The sequence below is a fragment of the Desulforhopalus glucosivorans genome, assembly GCF_054397165.1.
In genome coordinates this window covers 3,244,708-3,268,724 of record NZ_AP044854.1, presented here as the reverse complement: position 1 = coordinate 3,268,724, position 24,017 = coordinate 3,244,708, and the positions used below count along the sequence as shown (strand labels likewise).

At 46.0% G+C, this 24,017-nt stretch carries 20 protein-coding genes; 9 read left to right on the top strand and 11 right to left on the bottom strand.

The annotated features are described in order from the left end of the window. The 7 genes from mshL to ACX6CI_RS14110 form a co-directional block, all read right to left on the bottom strand. Positions 1–1,635: a pilus (MSHA type) biogenesis protein MshL gene (gene mshL, locus ACX6CI_RS14140; protein ID WP_458774289.1), complete on the bottom strand. Its 1,635-nt coding sequence runs from the start codon at positions 1,633–1,635 to the stop codon at positions 1–3. Positions 1,636–1,853: 218 nt separating this feature from the next. After that, on the bottom strand, positions 1,854–2,378 hold the full coding sequence (locus tag ACX6CI_RS14135; RefSeq protein ID WP_458774288.1) for a hypothetical protein: 525 nt from the start codon (positions 2,376–2,378) through the stop codon (positions 1,854–1,856). Continuing rightward, a complete protein-coding gene (locus ACX6CI_RS14130) occupies positions 2,363–2,824 on the bottom strand; it encodes a hypothetical protein (RefSeq protein WP_458774287.1) in 462 nt (153 codons plus the stop codon). Before ACX6CI_RS14130 ends, ACX6CI_RS14135 begins: the two co-directional genes overlap by 16 nt. Continuing rightward, positions 2,814–4,271 (bottom strand): hypothetical protein, encoded by a 1,458-nt coding sequence (locus ACX6CI_RS14125; RefSeq protein WP_458774286.1) that lies wholly within the window; start codon positions 4,269–4,271, stop codon positions 2,814–2,816. Before ACX6CI_RS14125 ends, ACX6CI_RS14130 begins: the two co-directional genes overlap by 11 nt. Further along, positions 4,268–5,332 (bottom strand): ExeA family protein, encoded by a 1,065-nt coding sequence (locus ACX6CI_RS14120; protein WP_458774285.1) that lies wholly within the window; start codon positions 5,330–5,332, stop codon positions 4,268–4,270. Before ACX6CI_RS14120 ends, ACX6CI_RS14125 begins: the two co-directional genes overlap by 4 nt. Before the next feature lie 4 nt (positions 5,333–5,336). Then, positions 5,337–6,539, bottom strand: a complete 1,203-nt coding sequence (locus tag ACX6CI_RS14115; protein ID WP_458774284.1) for a type II secretion system F family protein — start codon at positions 6,537–6,539, stop codon at positions 5,337–5,339. Next, positions 6,539–8,182, bottom strand: a complete 1,644-nt coding sequence (locus ACX6CI_RS14110; RefSeq protein ID WP_458774283.1) for a GspE/PulE family protein — start codon at positions 8,180–8,182, stop codon at positions 6,539–6,541. Before ACX6CI_RS14110 ends, ACX6CI_RS14115 begins: the two co-directional genes overlap by 1 nt. Positions 8,183–8,488: 306 nt before the next feature. On the opposite strand from ACX6CI_RS14110, the gene ACX6CI_RS14105 reads away from it, so the two are divergent. The 9 genes from ACX6CI_RS14105 to ACX6CI_RS14065 all read left to right on the top strand — a co-directional run bounded on the left by ACX6CI_RS14105 (position 8,489) and on the right by ACX6CI_RS14065 (position 19,656). Further along, positions 8,489–10,432 (top strand): lytic transglycosylase domain-containing protein, encoded by a 1,944-nt coding sequence (locus ACX6CI_RS14105; protein WP_458774282.1) that lies wholly within the window; start codon positions 8,489–8,491, stop codon positions 10,430–10,432. Positions 10,433–10,664: 232 nt separating this feature from the next. Beyond that, positions 10,665–11,306 (top strand): transcriptional repressor LexA, encoded by a 642-nt coding sequence (lexA, locus tag ACX6CI_RS14100; RefSeq protein ID WP_458774281.1) that lies wholly within the window; start codon positions 10,665–10,667, stop codon positions 11,304–11,306. Next, entirely contained in the window at positions 11,290–12,177 is an 888-nt protein-coding gene (locus ACX6CI_RS14095) for a DUF72 domain-containing protein (RefSeq protein WP_458774280.1), read from the top strand. Before lexA ends, ACX6CI_RS14095 begins: the two co-directional genes overlap by 17 nt. A gap of 10 nt (positions 12,178–12,187) precedes the next feature. Then, a complete protein-coding gene (locus ACX6CI_RS14090) occupies positions 12,188–13,366 on the top strand; it encodes a DNA polymerase Y family protein (protein ID WP_458774279.1) in 1,179 nt (392 codons plus the stop codon). A 114-nt stretch (positions 13,367–13,480) separates the two neighbouring features. Beyond that, positions 13,481–16,507 (top strand): DNA polymerase III subunit alpha, encoded by a 3,027-nt coding sequence (locus ACX6CI_RS14085; protein WP_458774278.1) that lies wholly within the window; start codon positions 13,481–13,483, stop codon positions 16,505–16,507. Positions 16,508–16,577: 70 nt separating this feature from the next. Beyond that, entirely contained in the window at positions 16,578–16,967 is a 390-nt protein-coding gene (locus tag ACX6CI_RS14080) for a response regulator (RefSeq protein ID WP_458774277.1), read from the top strand. Between the two features lie 230 nt (positions 16,968–17,197). Beyond that, positions 17,198–18,895, top strand: coding sequence for an AMP-binding protein (locus tag ACX6CI_RS14075; RefSeq protein ID WP_458774276.1), 1,698 nt, complete (start codon positions 17,198–17,200; stop codon positions 18,893–18,895). Positions 18,896–19,310: 415 nt separating this feature from the next. After that, a complete protein-coding gene (locus tag ACX6CI_RS14070; protein WP_458778513.1) occupies positions 19,311–19,574 on the top strand; it encodes a hypothetical protein in 264 nt (87 codons plus the stop codon). After that, positions 19,528–19,656 carry an oligogalacturonate-specific porin KdgM family protein gene (locus tag ACX6CI_RS14065; protein WP_458774275.1) on the top strand — a complete coding sequence of 43 codons (129 nt, stop codon included), beginning with the start codon at positions 19,528–19,530 and terminating at the stop codon, positions 19,654–19,656. Before ACX6CI_RS14070 ends, ACX6CI_RS14065 begins: the two co-directional genes overlap by 47 nt. 227 nt (positions 19,657–19,883) lie before the next feature. On the opposite strand, the gene ACX6CI_RS14060 is transcribed toward ACX6CI_RS14065, so the two are convergent. The 4 genes from ACX6CI_RS14060 to ACX6CI_RS14045 are packed head-to-tail and all read right to left on the bottom strand — an operon-like array spanning position 19,884 to position 23,889. After that, the gene (locus tag ACX6CI_RS14060; protein WP_458774274.1) at positions 19,884–21,068 is read right to left on the bottom strand and encodes a cation:proton antiporter; all 1,185 of its coding nucleotides are present in this window, start codon (positions 21,066–21,068) and stop codon (positions 19,884–19,886) included. Between the two features lie 58 nt (positions 21,069–21,126). Beyond that, entirely contained in the window at positions 21,127–22,491 is a 1,365-nt protein-coding gene (locus ACX6CI_RS14055; RefSeq protein WP_458774273.1) for a TolC family protein, read from the bottom strand. Positions 22,492–22,518: 27 nt separating this feature from the next. Further along, positions 22,519–23,466 (bottom strand): HlyD family secretion protein, encoded by a 948-nt coding sequence (locus ACX6CI_RS14050; RefSeq protein ID WP_458774272.1) that lies wholly within the window; start codon positions 23,464–23,466, stop codon positions 22,519–22,521. Then, on the bottom strand, positions 23,467–23,889 hold the full coding sequence (locus ACX6CI_RS14045; RefSeq protein WP_458774271.1) for a DUF3302 domain-containing protein: 423 nt from the start codon (positions 23,887–23,889) through the stop codon (positions 23,467–23,469). Positions 23,890–24,017: the final 128 nt, after the last annotated feature.

Sequence of the window (24,017 nt, the reverse complement as noted above, 5' to 3'; positions counted from 1 at the left end):
TTATTGGATAACATCCACTTTTAAAATGATCACCATTTCAACGGTCTCTTTAGAGGTTACAACTTGTTTAAATGCCCATCCGAGGAAGGGTAAATCGCTCAGGAATGGTAGGCCACTTTCTTCCTCCTGTTCCCGCTCCATTATGAGCCCGCCGAGGACAACAATAGTGTGTGGGCGTATATTGACTGTGGTTGAAATTTCCCTGAGATTCACTGTAGGGAAGGTTATACTGTATGAGTCCTCTGAATCATCAGAGAGTTGCTGTTGGTCTAGAGATACAATTTCACTTTTGATAGGAACGATATGTAGGGTAACAGAGTTGTCCTCCTTGATAACAGGGGTGACACCCAAGAGAATACCATCAAAAATTGAGCCTATCTCTGTCGTTATGTCAACAGACCTGTCGTCACCAGTACCTTCTGTTGTCTTTGTAAGACTACTGAGGTAGGAAACAGATTGTCCTACACTTATCATTGCGGACTGTCCGTTCATGGCTTTAATACGCGGGTTGGATAGAACCTTTAGGTTTCCATATTGTTTAAGCGCACTAAATACAGCAGTAAGCGAGTAATCTTGTGTGTCCACTGCGATGTTGTATAATGAATCAGTGCTACTACCGCTGACGTTAACAAGGGTTTGAGCCACCTCTAGTATCGGCTCTGTACTCGTAAATAAGTTTATGTTTTGCCAGTCAATGCCAAGGCTCTGGCTCTCATCAAGGTTTACCTCAATTATCTGAGCTTCTATAACGACCTGTTTTGAATATTTCTTATGGAGGGTCTCGAGGTATTCTTCAAGCTCATTGATGAGTCGGGGGCGGGCGCGCATCATAAGTGTACCCGTCTGCCGGTTAAGGAGAAATTCTCCATTACCTTCTAGGCGTTGACTGACAGTGGCTTCTATGTTGGTGTAAATGTCCGTTACTGTATTGTCAATGGCCCCTTCCACCTCAAACCTGCCGGTGAGCGGGCTTTGAATATCATCACTTGAGCCGCTGGTGCCACCAAGAACATCGCCTCCCACGCTAAAGCTTGATGTGTTGACGCCTGCTGCAAAATCGAGGTGGACAGTCCTGCTAATAAACGGTTCGATGAAAAGTGTTGAATGTTCTTCATGCCAGGATACATCAAAAATTGAACATATCGCATCGAGAATTGTTCTGACCTTTATCTCCTGGTACTCAGCTGTGAGACTATGCCCGCCGATCAATTGTTCGAGTTCCGGGGCGAGAACAAGGTTAAGGCCTGCTGCTCGTGCAAGAATCTGGAAGATGGGGCGGTAGGTTTCCTCTGTAAAACTTGCACTGATACGTTCTCTGTCGAGGGGGGAGAGTTCTTTGAATTTAGGTTTTAGTGGTATCTTTTCTTCTTCATCAACAATGGCAACATGTTTAACAGTAGGTTTTTCAGGTTGTTGCTTCTCCTGACTAAAGAGTGAGGGCTCATTTTCAGGGTAGACCGATGGTGCAGAGTGTAACTCGGCTGCAGGGGTAGGCTCTTTAGCAGAACAGCCCGGAAGTATCATAAGCAGTGTAAGTGAAACAAACAGGAGGATAATGGACCTGTTCTCTTTGAAGCGGTTGGGCCAGCGCTTATTGACACAAGCCAGAATGTGGGAAGTAACGAATGGATTCATAGTCAAATGTGTTGTGAGATGTAATCTCGTTAGTATCAGCAGTTGCTTTCTTACCTGTCAGTCTCTTTTATATCTTACTCCGGAAATGATGTAATACGAAACAAGAAATCCGAAGTGTAATTTGAAATCAAGTGTTTAGAGTAGAAGCCCGATAGTGAATTCAGAGAGTTTTTCGAACTGTTCATACCTGCCAGGCGAGTACTGAAACGAATCCTGTCTCACTTTTCCTTGACCGGGATACGTATTCTGCCCTTTTCAAGGGTGATTTTTTTTCCCGGCTGTAATGTGAATGCCTGGGCAGGGGTTGAAAACAGCACATGTTGGGGATCTATTTGCTGCACTGTGAAACCCTCACCACTCTGGCCTTCATTGTAAATAGTTCCGTTGATCAGGCAGTATCTTCCGGATTTGCCCTGGGCAATAGTGGTCAGGTGTATTTCCTGAAGATCTATAGTTGCTGCTACATCTTTACTTTGCTCAAGATTAGATGGTTTTGGTGGAGAACTACGGAAGAATGGATCCTTTCCAGCAAACATATCCTCTGGCAGAAGTTCCGTCATGCGTTTTTCCATATCACCACTAGGAATATTTTGTAAGGCCTGGTGAACCGATAAGCGTCTGCCCGTTTCAAATGGCAGGACTTGAGTTAACTGCCATATGATGACACTCGTGAGCACGATAAGCAACATGAGGGGGAGTGAGGTTAAGGCCATGGCCTTTACGTTATTTACTGGCATGGACATAGGTAATAACCTTGCAGATGAAAAATGAGTTTACTGTTGCTGGGTGTCTCTTTGTTGTTTTCGGTTTGTTGTCTTTCTTTTTCGAGTGATGCTGAGAAATATTCCAGGATAAATGGTCTATCGTCTCTATAGAGACTTGAAAACCGTTGTACTAATTGGTCGTAGGGTAACCCTTCCCATGTCTCATCCACTTTTTCCCATTGTGGCTCCCCAAGATTTTTTTGGTAATATGGGTTTGTATCAATAAATTTCATATATTTATCGACCTGTTCGTAGGCTTGGTTTAGTTGTATTTTTCTTTCCTGAAGCTGTTGTAAGGCCACCTTGTACTCGTTGTTTGTCTGATACGCGGTGCCGAAAAGGTAGAGACATATTGCAAAAGCTATTATGCACAAACACTGTAAAAGCAGTGACAGGGGGGAAGGCCTGGGTAGATTATAACTCATTACTTCTCTCCCTTTGCTGAGGAAAAAGGTTGCAATACAAGGTTCCCACCTTGTCCTCCTCCCGGTAACTCCAGGTTAAGTCTTCCACTCCAAATGAGTCATTGAGAGCAACTGCTGTTTTTTCAAATCTGGTGGTTACTTCGCTGTAGCTTCCTGTACTATGGCATGTCAGAGCCATTGAAAAAGGTTTAGATTGTGTTTTTTCAGGGAGACTAAGAGATCCGTCCGTGGGTTCATCTTCAGGTATTGCTGGGTCGGGAGTTAGGGCAAGGTCTACGTTTTCATTGGTTTGAGTGGTTTTGCGCTGAATAATAAGCTCAGTAACCCGAACCTGTGACGGTAGAGATTCTGAGAGATCTTTGGCTAGAATATCCAGGCGGAAATCGTCCTTTGCTTTTGTTCTGATGTTGACCAGTCGCTCAAAATTGTTCAGCATTGTGGTCTGCGGCATTCTATTTGCGATAGTATCTTTTTTTTCCTTAAGTTCCGTTGTGGCAGTGAGGTACTGACTGCGCTGCTTTTTAAGAGCGGGCTGAAAATAGAACCAGCCTGCAAGTAGAGCGACAGCTGTAAGGCCTGCAGTTATGGCAACAATTCTGGAAAAATTTTGTACTTTCCAGATTTGACGAAATTCTTTTGGAATAAAGTTATATGCAGGCTCAGCAAAATACCCGCCGAAGAGATGCGGGTGGCGAAGAATATAGTCTGTCTCTGTGGTTGTTATTGCCTTGCTGAAATCAGGGTGCCACTCTTCAATATCAAGACTTGCCAGGTCGATGGATTCTCGTCGTTTGCCAAGACATACGATATTGATCTCATCAATGTCATGATCTTTTCTAAGAGTAACTCTTGCAAAATCGACGGCATTGGGAATAAGTGCCTCTTCCACCTGGCCGGGACCTGTTTGGGCAAGGGACTGGTTGTAGATCGGAACCCCATTTTTTACGACCAGTACGTGACTAAAACGTTCTCCCATAAGAAAGATGAGCACAGCTTTTTCCGTCACAGTTTTAATCAGTCCGGCAATGGAGGCTGCAGCCGGAATGAGGCTGCAGTTTCGTAAACCTGCCATGGCACTGATTGCTGAAAGGTTCTGATCAAGGTCTTCCTGGGATATAAATATTGAGTTTATGGAGCTGCTTTTACCAGGAATTGCTTTGCTTTTTGGAAGGAGCCTCGAGGGGTCCATGGCAATGCCCAGATCCGAAAACCGTTTTTTGATCTGCAGTTCAAGAAGCTCAGGTTTGAGCTTTGGGAAGGTGTCAGTATAGAGATAGTAGTCTTCAGGGGTAAAGGTGAAATGTATGGAACCTCCCAGATCTTTTGGTAGGCTTGCAAGCTCCTGGATGGGAGAAAAGGTTATGGTGTTTTTACTACTCATAACCTGGGTGAGCAGGTAGCCACCCTCTGGTCTTTGCAGGACACACCATTGCTTATTACGGATCATGATCGTATTCCCTGGGCTGAAGTAGCAACTGGAGTGTGAGGGGCAATGTGGGCAAAGTTCGTCATGGCGTGCTGTTGAAGTAGGGCCTGATTATTGTCATGAACGGTCATCTGTGAGAAAACTTTCAGATCATCTGGTAGAAAAAAATAGGCAATTATTACAAGAATAATTGCAGCTGTTGCAAGGGCCGCTGGCTTAATAAAGGCTCTTGTCCGTGCGCTGTTTTTTGTAATGTCTTTCATGGTGCTGATGGCAGTTTTAACATGTCTTTTGCTCAGTTCTCTCGTTGAGTCCAGACTTGCCAGGAGCAGGGTTCTATCCATTATTCTATTAATAAGGCGAGGTGTTCCACGGCTTGCGCTATGCAGCAGCCTGCAGGCTGACGGGCTGAGTTGAATGTCCTCTCCTCCTGCTCGCTTAAGCCGGTACTCCACATATCTGGTAACCTCTATGAGGTTTAAGGGCTGCAGTTTTTCCTGAACAACAATACGCTGGGCGAGTTGACCTAGTTTGGGATTATTCAGCAGATTTTCAAGGCCGGTCTGGCCAATGAGAAGGATCTGCATCAATTTGCGTTTGCCTGTTTCAAGGTTTGAGAGCATGCGAAGCTGTTCGAGGGTCTTGAGTGGCATGTTCTGCGCTTCATCGACAATGATGAAGAGCTCACGGTCCTGCTCGGCCATGGTAAGAACATGGTTTTGGAAGATCTGTAATAGTTGGGCCGCTGAAGTTTGTTCGTTGTATTCAAGACCAATTTCCCCTAGAAGTAACTGCAGCAAACCTTTTGCATCAACAGCCGGGCTGAGGATAAGGATTGGTAGTTTTCTCTTATCAAGGCCTTCGAGTATACGCTTTAAGAGTAATGTTTTACCAAGACCAGCTCTACCTGTCAGGACCATAAAGCCCTCACCGTTTGCTATGGCATGGCTCAGGATTTTCCCCGCCGACATATGGGTTGGAGATGGGTAGAAAAATTCAGTGTCAGGGCTCAGACCAAAGGGTGCGGTTCTAAAACCATAGAGGGCAAGATACTGTGCTTTTGGTTGGGTAAAGGTCGTCATCTCATTACGCGAGTTGAGAAATCATATTGTATACCGGGCCGAGTAGGCCAAGGGCAATAATTGCAAAGATAAAACCGGCAATAACTATGATGACTGGTTCAATTGTCTTTGACATTGCAGAGACCAGTTTGTCCACCTGGGTCATGTAGTGAGTTGCCAGAAGTGAAAATTGCTCGGGCATGCTTCCCGTCTGTTCGCCGACACGAACCATCCGCAGGACAAAGGGTTCAAAAAAGGCAAAGGAGTTAATGGCCTCAGACATCGGGTTACCTTCGCTGATCTCCTTTCGCATCATTCGGACGCCGTCTTTAAGTATTTGGTTAGAAACGGATTGTTCCATTAATTCCATGGAACGGAGTATGTTGACTCCTGCGTCAGTCAGCATGGCTGTATATTCAAAAAAGAAGGCGAGCTGGGATGCCCGTACTACGTGTTTTATGAGTGGAACATGATTCCACATCTGGTCCCAGATATACTGAATCTTCGCATTCTTTTTACTCAGAGTAAAAAAGAGTGCGAAAAGTGCGATTGTAATAGGGATTACAGGCCACCAGGTATCAAAGAATTCGGTTGAAGCGATGAGAATCCTCGTGGTAATGGGAAGGTCTTTTATTCCCATTGAGGAAAAGAGGTCCATCAACTGGGGTAGTACAAACAACATCCAGAATGCAAGGGCCCCGAACATTGATAAGAGTACAACAATTGGGTAGATAAGAGCCCGGCGTGTTGAACTGATTATATGCTCCACGCGGTCAATGTGATCAGCGCCGTCCCGCAGGGTTCTATCAAGGTTACCGGTCTCCTCGCCAATGGCAATGAGCGGCAGCATGATTTTGGGGATGATTGATGGTGCTTCATTGATGGCTTCAGAAAAGAGTAATCCATCATCAATACGCTCGTTGATGGTGTTGAAGGTTTCACTGAGGACCGGATGGCAGGGCGGTTTAGTCATATCATCCAGGGCCTCACGAAGGGGGACACCACCCTTGATGAGAAGAGCAAGGTTTCTGAAAAACTCAGCGAGAATCGGACGTTTTAGTTTTCCACCTGGCCGGGCTAAGGGTGGGAACAGTTGTTTCCTGTAGTCAACAAGGATCTCCCCCTTACGCTCCACTGTACCAAACAATTCTTCAAGGGAGGTAAACTTGCCGCGTTTTTTGAATACGTCCCCCGCGCCGTTCATTGTCTGGTAGCTGTAATGTGGCATTAGCCTATAACCCTTGTCAGTTCTTCGATGCTGGTGATGCCTGCACGTACCTTATTGATTCCTGAGGAACGAAGGTCGGTAAAACCCTCTGCACGGCATGCATCCTCAATGGCATCAAGAGAGGCATCTGTTGCAATAAGCCGCATTATTTGATCGCTGACTGGTATGACCTCAGAGATGGCATCCCTGCCAAGATAGCCGGTGTCCTGGCAATGGTTGCAGCGTCCTGCCTTGTAATATTTTCCATCGGGATCGAGTCCGAATTCTTCTATACCCTCGGGAGTGGCACTGGTTTCCTCTTTACAGAAGGTACAGAGGCGCCGCACGAGGCGCTGAGCCATAATTCCTTTTAAGGAGGTAGACATAAGGTAGGGTGATATTCCGAGATCCTTTAATCTCGCAAGAGCTGCGATGGCACTGTTGGAGTGCAGGGTTGATAGCACAAGGTGGCCGGTGAGTGCTGCTCGCACTGCAAGCCCCGCGGTTTCTTCGTCACGAATCTCACCTATGAGCATAACATCGGGATCTTGCCGGAGAAAGGTGCGAATGGCTGATGCAAAGGTGTAGCCTGCCCGCACATTAACCTGGGTTTGGCGAATCATCAGGAGTTCGTATTCTATTGGATCTTCAACGGTGAGGATATTCTTGCCAATGGCATCCTGTTCACGAAGTGCCGCGTAGAGGGTAGTTGTTTTACCCGAACCAGTAGGGCCGGTGATGAGAACCATGCCATGGGGTAGCTGGAAAGTTTTACGCAGTACTTGCTGTTTTGCTTTACCAAAGCCCAGTTCATGGATGTTAAAGGTTGAAGAACCCCTCGATGGTAGCAGGCGGAGAACCAGGTTCTCACCAAAATTTGTTCTCACCGATGATACCCTGATATCAAAGGTGTCACCAAAAAAGTCAAAGGACATTCTACCGTCCTGGGGTTTGCGCTGTTCGGCGATATCCATGCCGGAGTTGACTTTAATGTTGGTGGTCAACCGGCTGTGGAGACTGATGGGGAAGACGTAGATCGGTTTCAGAACCCCATCGATTCGGTACATGACCCGGGATGAGATATCACTGGGGGTTATATGGATATCTGTCACTCTGTAACTGATAGCAGAGCCGAGCAGGTTATCCACAAGCTTTTGTACATCAACATCGATATTTGGGTTGAGCCGCAGCTTGTTGGTGATCGATTTAATCTCATCTTCTATGGGGTGTTCAATGAGATAATAAAAACGCTCGATCATTCTTTGGAGCTGGTTGGCGCCCGCCACATGGACGTGGACGATGAGCCCTGTAATCCTGTACGCCTGTTCGGCTGCCATCTTTGAAAATGGATCGGCAATGGCAATATGGAGTTCGTTTTCTTCTTTTTTTACGACCAGAAACTGGTAATGGGCAGCGACCTTACCCGGAATAAGTGCGAGTAATTTGGGGTCCGGGAGAAAGTTTCTTAAATCAATAAAGGGGCTGTTACCCTGTTTTGCCAGCACCAGAGCAAGATCCGAGTCGGTGATAAGCCCCAACCGCATGAGACACTCGCCCATCCGTTCTCCGGTGGCGTTTTGTTCCCGCAGGGTAAAATCAAGATGATCGTGGGTAATGAAGCCTTGGTCTATCAGTAAATCTCCAAGTCTTGGTGATGCCCCCATGTGCACTCTTCCTATTGTTATATAACTATAATGTATTCCAGCCAGTGAAAGAGAAATGGCTGGTACAGATTCCTTGAATGTAACGATATCATAGGTCATATGAAATGTAAAACTTATGCCTTGGTTTTTCAGGAAGATAGCTACTATTCTGCCCATAACAGGATGAATTATGGTATTCTCCTTTTTTTACATAACAAAAACCCTAACCCCGATAGATGGATAATAAGTCGGGACTCAGTTCAGTGCCCCCTTGTGGGGTATAAGTACCTTCACTCAATTATCCCCATTCAATAATACGGAGTTGTGATGTCTTCGCTGTTCTTAAAAACACACTGTTTTCGTCCATGTCTTTTTTTTATTGTCTTCCTGTTTTTCTTTGTAAGCCCAGCTACGGCTCAGGTGGTCACTCTGCCACTTACCCTGGATGAAAAACTGCTGACATCACTTCTTACGGAATCTGCTTTTACAGGGCCAGGCCGCAGTGCAGATGTTGTTGGGCAGAAAGGCGATTGTATTTACGTCAAACTTGAAGATCCGGTCTACCATATTGAGAAGAATCTGCTCAAGCTTGAGATGGCGCTGACAATTAACGGGGGAACTGAGATAGGTGGGAAATGTCTTTTTCCCATGCAGTGGCAGGGGTATCTTGTGCTTTGGCAGAACCCGGTTTTCCCAGATAATGAGTTTTCCCTCTCATTTAAAATAAGGGATTCCCAGCTGTTAAATAGTACGCGAGAGCCTGCATCCATTGCCGGTTTTGTCTGGGATATGGTGAAAACAAGTGTCTACGCTCATCTTGAACAGGTACGAGTTGATCTGGCCCCACCTGTTTCACATTTGAAGTCCTTTCTCGGGCCAATGTTTAAAAAGGAATTACAGGGGACCATGGCTGGTATGCTTGATTCTCTTCACAGGGGCAGAACCTATGTGACGGATGAAAACCTGATTGTAGAGCTGGTGGCCGACGTTGAAGAGGTGTATCAGCCCAAAGAGGTGGTCACTCCGCTTACTCCGGAGGAGCGTGCAGAGATTATTGAGCTGTGGGAACGGTGGGATTCGTTTCTTGTCTATATGCTCGGTATGATGGCCCATGGGCCTCTGGAGGCTGACGAGCGACAACTGCTTATGGATAGTTTGCTGGAGTCCCGCTATGCCTTTTCGGAAGCTCTGAAAGAGCCTGAGCTCGAGGGGGATCTTGTTCGTGTACAATTTTTACAGGCCTGGGAACATCTCGCACCGCTCTTTCGACAGCAGCTTGCTAAAGAACCTGCAGGCAATAGCCTTGGTTTTCTTGCTTTTTTTACAGCGGGAGATGCTCTGACACTTTTTGATGCCATGGGGCCAACATTTGGTATTGAGCTTAGCCAGGAGGGCTTGTTGTATCTTGTAGAAATGTTATCCGGGGAGTCGACAACACTTCCCTATCTGCTTGATGTTGATAATAGCTTACGGGATTTGTTTGATCTTACCCCCCAGCAACCGAGAGAAACTCCTGCAAAAGGTTTGAAGGAGATTGATTTGCCGGATGAAATTGATTTGCCGGATGAGGTTGATTTGCCGGATGAGGTTGATTTGCCGGATGAGGTTGATGAGGATCCACTTTCCTTCTTTTTTAACTTTATGGTCTCTCCTGCCTATGGGGCTGAGAAAGGTACAATCCCGGCATTTGCTGAGATCCTTAAATGGAAAGTCCCGTCAGAGCCGTATCCCGAGTATGTAGCAAGGGTTCGTGAAGTTCTTGACCGTGCGGCCAATCAGGTCGTGGAAGACGATCAAATTCCTGCGTCGCTGCAGGGTACTTTTTCCAAAATGATCCCAGCCTTTGCCTGGCAGGAGAGCTGTTTTCGTCAGTTTGTGGTGAAAAAGAAAAAGTTCACCTATCTGTTATCCTACAATGGTAGTTCTGTTGGTGTTATGCAGATCAATGAGCGAATCTGGCGTGGTCTCTATGATCGTGAGCGTCTGCGTTGGGATATTGATTACAATGCTGTTGCGGGAGCTGAGATCCTGGCACTTTATCTTAACCGTTATGTGCTGCGTGACGCCTCCTGGGTGAAAGGAGATAGACCACGACTGCTTGCCCGTCTTCTCTACTCCATGTATAACGGTGGTCCGGGCCAGTATAAAAAGTTCCTGAAAAGAGAAAAGACAGGCAAGCACTATAAAAGCGATCAGCTTTTTGCCGAGAAACTCAAATGGTCCATGAATAAGAAGTGGGAGAATATACGTCGGTGCCTTATCGGTGGCTAATCTCATGACTTTTCCCGATTTCGTATGATCTTGAAAACTCAAAAGGTCTATGTAGTTATGAGGTAGTATTTTTTACAATCCTTTCCCGTATAACTCCTGTAGGCGATGTAGAGTTGCGTCACACTTTAAAGTGTATTGACAAATGTAAATGTATATGTACAATATAGATGTAAAGTAAATGTACATATACGCGAAAGGTGTTGAGACCTGCAACCTTAAACGATACAAAAATATGGAACTCACGGATAAACAACAGCAGTTTTTTGAATATCTGCAGGAACGGATGGATGAGGAAGGGCGTATTCCCAGTTTGCGTCAGGCGGCAGTGGAGTTGGGCGTTAGTCATACTGCTGTGGCGCAGATGATGAACCAGCTGGAGAAAAAAAATGTTCTTGAAAGAAAAGGGCGCTACGGCAGGACTATTCGTCTGCTTGGGCCTCCTGGTGAAGGGCTGCGCTTCAGAACAGGAAAGGAATTACCGGTGATTGGTCAGATTACAGCAGGTCTTCCCATGTATGCACAGCAGGAATGGGAGGGGACCGTTGTTGTGGATGAATCTGTTTTTCCCGGAGATAACCTGTTCTGCCTCCGTATCAAAGGTCAATCCATGAAAAACGCCGGAATCTTTGATGGGGATCTGGTTGTTTGTGAACCTCGGCAGTATGCGGAGAATGGTGAAATTGTAGCGGTCTTGATTAAGGGTGAAGAGGCAACTGTTAAACGTTTTTTTCTCTTTACGGATCATATAGAACTGCGCCCGGAAAACGATGCCTATCCGGTGATGTGCTATCCTTTTAATGAGTTTTTAGTACAGGGTAAGGTCGTTGGGGTAATCCGCGGCAAACATGGAGAATTTGATGGTAACGGACAGTAACATATTCTCTCCCGGGGTTGTAGATCTGGTGTCCGGACCTGTTGTGGGTGGCGGAGAGCAGCTCTGTAAGACCTTTGTTGGTACCTGCGGTTACTCTTATACAGAGTGGGTGGATTACGGCTTTTACCCCAAGGGTACCAGAACTTCGGATATGCTTGCGCTGTACAGTCGTTGTTTCTCTGTGGTGGAGCTGAACTATACCTGGTATCAGATGGCACGGGCCGAGGCCATTGCCAGAATGCTTGAAAAGGCCCCATCGCATCTGCTTTTTGCAGCAAAACTCACCCGGACAATGACCCACGATCCTGTGGTGGAGTGGCGGGAACAACTAGCCGCCTATAGAAAGGGAATCGCCCCCTTAAAAGATAAACTTTTGGCTGTACTTATACAGCTTCCTCCCGACTTTGATAGAACCATTGCTCATCGTAACTATTTGGCAGGGCTGCTTGGTGGTTTGGAAGGATTGCCTGTGGCTGTGGAGTTTCGACATGGTTCCTGGGCGGTGGATTCAGTGTTTAAAGAACTTGAACGAAGAGAAATAAGCCTTGTGGCAGTCGATGAACCTGAGTTGCCAGGCCTTTTTCCACTTCTTGACGTGGTCACAAATCCTGAGCTTTTCTATGTCCGCTTTCATGGTCGTAACCGCTCCGGCTGGCGTTCTGGAAATATGCAGAAGAAGTTCGACTATGACTACTCGGGAGCAGAACTCAGTGAGGTTCGTAATACACATCTCATGCGCATGGCTGCATCTGCAACTCGAGGCGTGATATTTTTCAATAACCATGTCCGTGCCAGGGCCCCTGAAAATGGCAGACGTCTTCTACAGTTGCTTGAGCAGCAGGGAGAAGTCTCTGAGGTCTGTTGTGTCTAACTGTTTCACTATGCGGGAGAGATCAATTCTCCATTTTAATGTGGCTGATTTCGCTGTAGCGGTGGAGCGAATTCAAGATCCTTGTCTACGGGAGAAACCGATTGTCATAGCACCGATGGGTGCCAGCCGTGGGCTGGTGCACGATATGAGTGAAGAGGCGTACCATGATGGAGTACGCAAGGGCATGCCCATACAGCAGGCAATGCGCCGATGCAAAAGTGCTGTTCTCCTCACTCCACGACCGGATCTGTATCAAAGGGCTATGGGTGCTTTTTTTAAAGAGTTACAGGGCTATTCTCCTCTTATAGAATCGGGGCAGACAGATGGCCATTTCTTTGTGGATGTAACTGGAACACATAGATTGTATGGTCCTGCGCCTGATGTGGGCTGGCGGGTGCGGCGGGATGTCCGAAAACAGTTGGGTATTAATCCGATATGGGCCCTAGGCTCGAATCGTCTGGTTTCAAAGGTTGCCTCACGGTTGGTTAAACCGGTGGGAGAATATATTGTTACTCCAGGAGATGAAGCGTCCTTTTTGGCCCCCTTACCAATCGATATTCTTCCTGGGCTAAGGGCCAAAGAATTGGAAAAAATGCGGGAATTTCGTTTAACCACCATTGGTGCCCTTGCACAACTGGGGCCTGACCAGTTGATGGTTCCTTTTGGCCGCAGGTGTCAGGTGTTGCACGCCTTAAGTCAGGGTGTTGATGACACCATAATTGATAAACCATCCTTAGCGGATGATATCGTGGCAGAAGAGTATAACTTTGCAGACGATACCAGTGATCGACGGGAGATTGAAGCAGTTATGGCAGCTCTTGTGGGGCGGGTGGGCCATGTGTTGCGTGGACAGAAAAAGGTGACGAGGCGTGTTGGGCTCTGGCTGCGTTATAGTGATGGTGGAGAAATGGTACGGCAGGCAAGTCATAAGAGCGGAACATCATCTGAATTCTTACTGCAGAGCCTTGCCTTGCTGGCGCTTAAGCGTTGTTGGCAAAGGAGAACCCGAATCAGATCCTGTCGGCTGGTCTGTGACAGGCTACAGCGTGAATCACCCCAGCTGTCTCTTTTTGCAGCAGTAAAGAGTGGAAGAGCCAAGGAGGAAAAGGTAACGAGTGCCATGGATAGCATCCGTACACGTTTTGGTAGTGATAGTATTGGTGTTGGGAGAAAATATCTCTCTTCGTAATCTCGCCAACATTTTATTCCCATGGAATAACTTAATACAATTGCAATCCTTGCGATGTATTACAACTTCTTCAATTACGGCCATATCAATTATAACCATATCAATTATAACCATATGTTTGCTCTTCGTGTTCGTTCCTATTATTCACTCAGACAAGGGGTTTCCTCCCCGGACGAGCTTTGTCGCAGGGCTAAGACTCTTGGTTTTAAAGGGCTTGCAATTACAGACAGGGATAACTTGTATGGTCTGTGGAGTTTTCTAAAAAGCTGCACCACATACGGCCTGCAGGCTATTGTCGGCGCAGAGATATCAGAACCTGCCTCAAATCGTCTTATTACTTGTCTTGTGAAAAATAGTGAGGGCTACAGTAATCTATGTCGGCTCATAAGTTTGCGACATACAAAAGAAGATTTTAGTCTTGAAACAGATGTTCTGGACCTTGGAGCAGGGCTTGTTATTCTCGCCACTGATATAACGCTTCTAGAGCGCTACCACAGAGCCCGGCTCAATGTTGTGGGGGATCTTGGTAGTGCCCCTGGGAGTCACAGTCGTACCCTCCGACAGCAAGCACAAAAGAATGGGATTCCTTGTGTTGCAACCGCTGATAGTGACCTGGCCAACAGTGAGGATGCTCCTCTATATAAATTGGTTCAGGCCATAGGTCAGGGCCGTTGTCTTGACCTGCACACCTATGACAAACCTTTAGACGGCGTAAACTTTTTGCGCTCACCTACAGATTATCAAAAGAGTTTTTCAATCTGGCCTGAGGTGCTTGAGAATACGACAAAAACAGCATCCTTATGCACTTTCAGAGGGCCTGAATTTGGTATTGTTATGCCACCATGGCGGGGTGAAGGGTCAAGTGATGCTAAAGCCGATTTGAGAGAAAAGGCGTATCAGGGGGCGGCTAAACGATACGGGAGGGATCTGGGAGAGGAGGTTGTTGAACGACTTGAACATGAACTGAGAATTATTGACCAGATGGGCTTCTCTTCATATTTTCTTGTAGTGCGGGACATTGTCCATAGAAAGCAGAAGGATGGCACGAGGGTGCAGCGAAGAATCTGCGGTCGCGGTTCTGGGGCTGCATCCCTTGTTGCCTATTGCCTGATGATCACCAACGTCTGTCCGGTGAAATATAACCTCTATTTTGAGCGTTTTCTTAACCCGGAAAGAAAAGATCCGCCAGATATCGATATAGATTTTTCCTGGGATGAGCGGGATGCGGTTATACGCGATGTTCTTGATGACTTTAAGGGCTATTCGGCTATGGTATGTAACCATGTATTCTTCCAGCCTCGCATGGCAATCCGCGAAACGGCGAAGGTCTTTGGTTTACCGGGATATGAGATATCACGTCTGACCGGAAAAATCCCATATATGTATAGTAGTGGAGAAAGTGAGAGTTTAACGGATAAGCTGACAACTTTACCGGCTCTAAGGGATCAGGACCTCTCAGAGCCCTGGCCCCAGGTGCTGCGCCTTGCCGAACAGTTAATTGGTCTCCCCAGATATTTGTCCATCCATCCTGGTGGGGTTGTTATTACACCAAAGCCTATCGCTACATATGTGCCGGTACAAATGGCTCCAAAAGGGGTTCCGATTATTCAGTGGGAGAAGGATTCGACCGAAGAAGCAGGCCTTGTTAAAATTGATCTTTTAGGAAATAGAAGTCTTGGTGTCATTCGTGATGCTGTTGATGCCGTACAAAAGGAGGGTAAATTTTTAGACGAACTGAATTGGCATCCTGAGGATGATGTGCCTACAAAATGTGCTGTAGCTGCCGGCAAAACCATGGGGTGCTTTTATATTGAGAGCCCTGCAATGCGACTTTTAGAACAAAAAGCAGGAACAGGGGATTTTGAACAACTGGTGATCCAGTCATCTATCATTCGGCCAGCCGCAAATGAATTTGTCCGGGAATATGTCAGGCGTCTTCATGGCGGTGCCTGGCAACCCCTTTGTGAGGAGATTGGTGATATTCTAGATGAGACCTTTGGCCTGATGGTATATCAGGAAGATGTCTCAAAGGTTGCGGTAGCCCTTGCCGGATTTAGTCATGGTGAGGCGGATGGTCTGCGGAAAATATTGTCCAAAAAAGATAAGTTTGTCCGCCTGCGTGAGTATAAGGATAAATTTTTTTCAGGGTGCGTTGGAAATAATGTCGACCCGGAGGAAATTATTCGTATGTGGGAGATGATGATGAGTTTTGATGGGTATTCATTTTGCAAACCCCACTCTGCCTCCTATGCCAGGGTTTCATTCCAGGCGGCGTATCTGAAGTGTCACCATCCCGCCCAGTTTATGGCTGCTGTAATATCAAATGGAGGCGGTTACTATTCAACGTTTGCTTATGCGTCTGAAGCAAGACGTATGGGACTTACGGTATTGCCACCAGATGTGAACAAGAGTGAGATTTCCTGGACTGGGAGGGAAGAAGAGATTCGGGTTGGATTAATGACCGTCCACGGTTTGTCTGAAAAGTTTCTTCATAGAATTGTCACTCAGAGGAAAAAAAGAGAGTTTATATCAGAATATGATTTTTTCACCAGAACAAGACCTTCAGACAATGAAGCACGCGCCCTGATTCATGGAGGTGGTCTTGACTCAATTGCAACGAACCCTAACCGAACAGTATTGTTGTGGCAGTGGGCGAGTTTCCAGCATCTGAAAAAGAGTAGGGGCTGTGGAACCTTGTTTGAGACCCCTTTGCCTAAGGCCCCTCAACTTCCACCGCCAGACAAGATAACTCAGATGCGCCATGAGTATAAGGTCCTGGGTTTTCTCTGTAATCACCACCCGCTTGAGTTTTTACAGACTCAAACAACTGGTAGACAGACTTATGCAAAGCAGCTGGTGAAAATTAAAGATCTTCCTTCACGGGTAGGGCAAAGGGTAACTATAGCCGGATGGTTGCTCACGGGAAAGCTGATCTCGACTAAAACAGGAGAAGTTATGGAGTTTTTAACATTTGAAGATGAAACATCAATTGTTGAAACAACTTTTTTCCCTAACATTTACAGAACATACGCTCATGTACTGCAAAGTGGTAGGGGGTATAGACTCCTGGGGGTGATTGAAGAGGACTTTGGTACTCTTACTTTTACTGTGGAGGCGTTGGAATTGATACGTAGTTCGTAATTTTAAGTTGAAAAAAATATTTCAGGTGTATACTCTTTAAAGGACAACTAAAACATACCAACTGGGAAACATGACCGAAAAAAAGCGTATTCTTGTTATAGACGATGAACCGACTGCACTTGATGTGATACGAAAAATCCTTCTGCACGGAGGGTATGAGGTTCTCGTTGCCGAAAATGGGCAGGAAGGTGTGGAATTGTTCAGAAAAGATCCCTGCGATCTTGTCGTGACTGATATGGTTATGCCTGTAAAAGATGGTTTGCAGACTATTCTTGACCTGCGCGTTGATGTTCCCGATCTTCCAATTGTGGCAATTTCCGGTGGCGGTAATATCTCAAAGGAGAGATATCTTGCTGTGGCTGGATATCTTGACAGGGTTGTGACTGTAGGCAAGCCCTTCACTGTGGATGTTCTTCTGGCTGCTGTAAATGGACTCCTTGAAGATGAGGACGATGAATAATCGCGCTAACTCCTTTTCACCTCGCCATTGTTACTTGTAGTTACGGTCAAATTATTTCTGTCCTATAGAATTTCTTTCTGCGAAAGCCCCTGATCTTACTTGTTTAAGCCTCGGTTTTGCCTCTGAAGATTGACCCCATCGCTACTTTTGTGTACATTTATCCACTCTGGACCATAGACTGATCAGAAATTTGAGCCTCACACGTAATAGTGTGAAACTTGAGGTGATATATGAACGCAGTTGTAGAAGTTGGTATGACGTTAAATTACGTCGTTGATTCAAGTTGTACAAAATATAAGGATCTTCCTGCCATCGGTATGGCAATGGAAGAACCCCTTACCTACGGAACCTTCCATAAGCGAATCCTGGCTCTGGCTGTAAAGTTACAAAACGAGGGAATTCGAAAGGGTGACCATGTTGCAATTCTCAGTGAAAACTCACATAACTGGGGGATTGCCTATCTTGCCATAGTTCGCACTGGTGCCATTGCGGTACCCATTCTTCCTGATTTGCCTGAGAGTGATGTGCATCATATTCTTAACGAAATGCAAGTCAAAGCTCTCTTTACTACGCAAAAACAGATTGATAAAATTTATGAATTGCGCAATGAATTGAAAGGTTTGGTCATTACCCTTGATGATTATACGGCTGAAATAAGTATTGTTCCAGTTATTACCTTTGCCACCTTTCTGGTGGAAGCCATTACAGCTTTTGATGATAATCCTGAGGACCCATATTTTCCAGTGGTTGGGGAAGATGACCTTGCTTCAATCCTATACACCTCTGGGACATCCGGTTACTCAAAAGCGGTTATGCTCACCCATAAAAATCTGACTGCTAATGCCTACGCCGCTGCAGATTTAATGGATATACCTCCCGGGTCAGTTTGGCTCTCAATCCTGCCAATGTCCCACACCTATGAGTTTACCTGTGGTTTTATGCTACCGTTGCTCTGCGGTGGCCGTATTGCATACGCCGGGAAATCACCGACTCCGGCCATCTTGCAAAAACTCTGTGCCCACGAAAAACCCTTTGCCATATTTGCAGTTCCCCTGGTGCTGGAGAAAATATACAAAAAGAGGGTTCTCCCCCAGATTGAGAAAAGCACTGTTCTGAGAATGATGTGTAAGGTGGGGATGAGTCGTAAGTTGATCTATAGAAAAATTGGTCGCAAGCTGCTTAACTTTTTTGGGGGAAATCTCAAACTGATGGGGGTTGGTGGTGCTGCTCTTAACCCGGATGTTGAAAAGTTTCTCAATGAGGCTGGTTTTCCGTACCTTATCGGTTATGGGATGACCGAATCGGCCCCACTTATCGCTGGTGGACCGTCAGGAGATAAAACAATCACCATTGGTTCCACAGGAAAGCCAATCTCTGGGGTTGAGATTAAAATTATTAATCCAGATCCTGACTCAGGTATTGGAGAAATTTCGATCTGTGGGCCGAACGTGATGCGTGGGTATTACGAAGATCAGGAGAGTACTGATGAAGTACTGAGTAGTGATGGTTGGTTGCGCACCGGTGATCTTGGACGGATGGATAAAAAGGGTAACCTCCACGTATGCGGCAGATCGAAAAATGTAGTTGTGCTGCCGAACGGAGAAAATGTGTATCCGGAGGCAATAGAGCATAAAATCAATACCTACGGCTGGGTGGTTGAAAGCCTGGTCGTTGACAATAATGGTAAAATTGAGGCCTGGGTCTATCCCGATTATGAGGTTATTGACGAAGAGACTGCAGGCATCTCAAGAACCGAAAGACGCCAGTATATGGAAAATCTACTTGAAAATGTCAGGAAAGAACTCAATGACCAGTTGCCTAAGTCCTCGCGCTTAGCCAAAGTCTTTGAGCGTCGGGAACCGTTTATAAAAACAGCTACCCATAAAATTAAGCGTTATCTTTACAGTGGTCATGCCATGTTGGGATAGTCCAAGATTGGTGCCTGTGCCAAAGACAAATGGCGCAGGTGCTTTTTTTTGAATAGTTGTTGTAAGCTACTGCTTATATTGGTTTTCAAGAAAACTGCTAACGGCAGAGAATCAAAAAGAAACCTTTGGGCATTCCGATTAATCCAGCCACCCTCATGATGATACTCAAGTATGAGTTTCACTCTTCTACAAGTTACATTTACATCCACTAACAATAAAACTGAGTAACAAAGTAATTGTTGCTGTAGCAGCAACGGTATTATCAGGTACAGCTACAGCAGCAACTTTGGATTTTCGCCATGAAATACAGTAAAATGGAGATGAAGGTAATAAACATACAAGTCGTGAAAAACTAAGTGAAAGCTTTATATCTTCAGAAGATATTCAAAATTTAAAAGCCGATGCAAGTATTGAAATGAAATTTAAAGGCCGCACAGACGAAACAAAGGCTTTTAAAGATGTAGGTCTCGACGAAACCGAATTAGACCCGGGTTTAGCTTATACAACCGGCAAGTGGAAGTTCAAACCAAAAATGTCGATTGCTGTTACATCATCAAAGACCACCCTAAAACCACAAATGCGTATAGTTTATAAGACTGATCTTGGTTTGACTACAGCTTTACGTTACCGTTATGAAATTGCAAATTTCATTGATGGGGAAGTGGCTCCCATATATTGAGGTTTGGAACATTAAAGGTAGTGATGCATCCACTGATCGTAGACAAATGAAATATCGTGCGGGTATTAAATACAGATTTTAAGCGTATTTAAAACTGATCTATATAAAACGCTGGTTACTTTGCTGAGGAATCGAAAAATTAGAGTCCGGGGGAAACAGGTAGCGATGCGAACGGCACTCCACTCAAAATTCATTCCAGTATGTGGCCAGGCGGTTTGTAGCCAAGATTGCATTCAGCAGCCAAGCGTGTGACTGTCAAATGAGAAACAGTGTGCCCTGTTTGGAACAGAATTTGTTACAGTGCGTTGGTTATGGTCGTCGGGCGAGGGCCTTTACAAGCGGATTAGCACTTACCCCATGAAGGATGACACTCAAAAGTACGGTGCATATCATGGTCGTTGAAATGGTATCTCCGCCAGGAAGATGTTCGCCCAGGACAATTACACCGAATACAATGCTCGCCAGTCCCCTTGGCCCAAACCATCCTATGAATAATTTATCTGCAGCGCTTAGTTGGGTTCCATGTAAGCATATAAATACCGGAAGCATTCTCACCAGTGTAAGGCTTACAAGGGAATATACTAATACTACCGGAGTAAAAGAGGAAAGCGAGGGGCCGACAACAGCAGCCCCGAATATTACCCAGGTTACCATGGCTAAAGTGTCACCCGTTGCCTCTGCTGAAACCAGCAATTCTTCTTTGTGGCGTCTGGCGAGCCATCCAAAGAGCATGCCTCCTGCGAACGCCGCGATAAAACCACTTCCCCCTGCAAGTTGTGCGGAGGTAAAGCACAGTACAGCAAGGGTTACAACCGGCAATTGCCGCCAGGATTCGTTCAGCCAGCCATAACGATACGCTACATTCAATAGAAAGCAACCGACAGATGTGAATGCGAGACCGCACAGCATTCCGATGCCAATTTCTTCTATCATCAAATGCATCAACAGCCCGTTCCCATTTTCATCACCTGAGGCAATTGCAAGAAAGGCGAACAATACCGGAACGCAAATGCCATCATTAAGACCACTCTCCATATTCAGACTTTGTCTGATTGGCGCTGGCACCGCCTCATCTGAGACAACAGCTTTACCAAGTGCCGCATCGGTGGGTGCTAACATGGTTGCGAGTACTGCAAGCGCGATCCAGGACAGGTCACTAAATAGTATGGCCCCGGCAATAAAACCCAAAAGGATTGTCAATGGCAGGCCTATTAATAACAACCGTTTGGGATAACCAAGATTTTTTTTGAGTACAGAAAAGTCTGAATTAGCGGCATCTGAAAACAACACCACAGCCAGAGTGATCTCGGCAATTACACGCAGTCCCTCTTCATTAATTTCAAATCCGAGTAATCCAAGCCCAGTATTACCAAGTAACAGACCAAAGGCTGTGTAGACAAAAGCGCCATTTATGGGGGTTTTTTCAAGCCAACCACTTATTACGCTATAAAAAAAGGCGAGGAAAGCGAGAATAGCAAGATTCTGATAAATCACTACAACTCCTTTTTACTATGCGTTTTTTGATTACGGGTGGTTATTCTTTTTTACACTACTACTCGAAACTGCCACCAAGAGCCAGATGCAAACCCGTTCTGTTAAGGAGTCTCTGGGTTTCTACATCCACAAGGGCTATCCGTGCCTGGACCCATTTATTCTGAACGGTGAGTAGGTCGAGCATATCAATCTTGCCAACATCGTATTGAGTTTTGACAAGGGTATACGCCTTGTAGTTTTCCTCAACCACTGTTTGTAGATATTCCTCACGTTTTAACAGGTGGTCTTCTCCCGCAAGGGCTGTTTCTACCTCTTTAAAGGCGGTGAGTGCAGTCTGCCCGTAGGCGGCAATTGTTTCCTGCTGGACTGCGGTTGCCTGTTCTACTTCCGCTTCAATGGCACCGCCAGTGTAGAGTGGGGCGAAGATTCCTGCAGCAAGATTGCTGATGGCATCACTGAGGTTATTAATAGATAAGCCTATGGAAAAATTAAACCTTGGTAGATGAAGTAGTTCTGCTTCCCTCTGTTTATAAAAAGCTGCGGCCACACGGTTTTCTGCGGCAATGAGATCGGGTCTTCTCTCGAGTACCTCTGATGGGATACCCGTTGCTACGGGTGGGGGAACCGCTGTCAGTGTGTCATCTGTTGCCAGATCAGCAGAAGGGTAGCGACCAAGGAGCAGTTCTAAACTTCTTTTTGCATTCTCCTGGGCGGATAGTGCTTTTCGTGCGGCTTCCTGGGCGGAGGCAAGATCCGCTTTCGCAAGGTGAACCGCCTGCATGGTTCCCTGTCCCACCTGATTTTTGGTTTCTGCTATTTTCAGAGTCTGCGTAAGGATTTTTACCACTTCCTCGGCATAGTCGTTAAGGATCTTGCTGCTGTTGGCAAGAAACCAGCCGTTAGCGGTGGCCGCTGCCAGGGACTGCCTGGCAAATTCATAATCGGCACGGGAAGCTTCTGCGGTTTCCTTGGCACCAGCCTCGGCTGAGCCTATACGTCCCCAAACATCGGCCTCCCAGGAAACTTTGAGACCCGCACCGTACAGCTCATCCAGGGTGTCATTGTTTCTATCTGCATAGCCGCCAGAAAGCCCTACACTGGGTTTAAGTGCTGCTCCAGCTTGTCTTGCCAGGGCTTCAGCCTGTTGTAGCTTGGCGCCTGAGATCTTGAGACCAAAATTATTGTTCTGTGCCTCCTCAACCAGGGTGAGGAGCTGAGGATCATTAAAGCTGCGAATCCAGCCATCATCGACAAGGCCTCCAGATTCTGCAGCTGACCAGTTTTCTGTTACTAGTGCACTCTTTTCAACGTCAGCTTTAATGGCTGTTACCGCTTCCTCATGGCTTGCGATGGGTCCACTACACCCAGCTAAAGCTATTGACATCCCAATAAAAAGAGCCGTGGATCTTATATGTTTTATCATCGAATATTCCTGAAGTTGAATCTGAAATTAATGAAATTTTGCAAAATTCTGCCAGCTCTTCATGCGCATGAGCATCTTGCGAATGATGGTAACGTGATGCCATTTTTCGCTGTACACGGCTACAGTTCCAATACTGCCCATTGGTAGAAAAAACTCTGACATGTCATCTTCGAACTCAATAAAAACAGGGATGAGTCCCTCGGGCATGTAGGCATTAACAGTGACCATGTGAAGAGAAGGTGCGAGTTGACCCTCAGCAAGGGCGCCCAGGATATGTTCTACCCGGCCCTGGAAAATTCTTCCTGGTATGCCAGGAAAGATCACTTCTGCATGATTACCCTCTTTTATGTTCTGCATGGGCTGCTGACTAAAGCCTGCGATGAAAGTGGGTTCATCGGTATTAACAAAGGTCATGATTGGAGCCAGGGGCAGGGGCACAGCCATCATTCCTGGACGAAGGCGAAGGTGGGTTACAAAGCCGTCAGTTGGAGCTTTTATTACAGTGGAATCGAGATTAAACTGGGCAGAGATCAGTTCAGCTTCAAGGCGTTTGACCTCCTTTTCAAAATTCTCCACATCATATACACTGCCTGCTGAGGCTGCTGCCAGAGTCTTTGATTCCTCCAGTCTTGTTCTTGAAAAATCCAGTTGTGCCTTAACGTTATCCACCTGGGCCTGGAAAGGGGTGGGGTCAATTTTGCAAAGTACGTCGCCCTTTTGTAACTGCTCGTTAGGTTTCACATTAACTTCGATAACCTTACCACGAACGTTGGACACAATTGGTGTTGTTATAAAGTAGGACCTGGCTGTGATTGAGGCGGGGTGATAGTATGCCATACCCGCAAGAATGACTCCCATCATGACAATCCCACCAAGGACCACAGTGGTGAGTGACCATTTATTGACAGGAATTTTGAATATTTTGAATATTACCCAACAGACTGAGGCATAGGTGAGAATAAGTAGAGCTTCCATTTATGCATCCTCTCCTTTACGTGGTGATTTGCGTAGTTGCTGCAGTTCCTGGTTGAGTTGTTTGAGGTGAGTTACGTAGTTGGACTCTTCTTTTTTCCGCTGTGCCTCAAGTTCACTAATACGGTTTTCAAGGAGCTGCAGCTGGTCTTGTATCGGATTTTCAGTTTTCGGTTTCTCTCCAGCAAGCCCCCAGCCACGCTCATGCTTGTAGAGGGTTGCCCAGATCCACAGGAAGGGCCAGATCGTGTGCATGAGAAATAGACTCACCCAGCCTGCGGTATGGATTGCGTCCTGGTGGGGGTGTTTTCTCTTTTTGGCAATCTCGTAGGGAATGTCATGGATGTAGATAATGCCATATATGATAGTGAGTACAACAAAGATGAGTACGCAGAGTGCAACATAATCGAGAGTCCGGTCACCCATTCAGGTCTCCTGTTTGTGAAGAGGGTTCAGTGTTTTAGCGGTTAAAAAAAGAACTGTTTGTAGAATAATGTGTATTTTTTATACCAATTGTTTATTTATATATTCAAATAATGGCCCTGACAAGACAG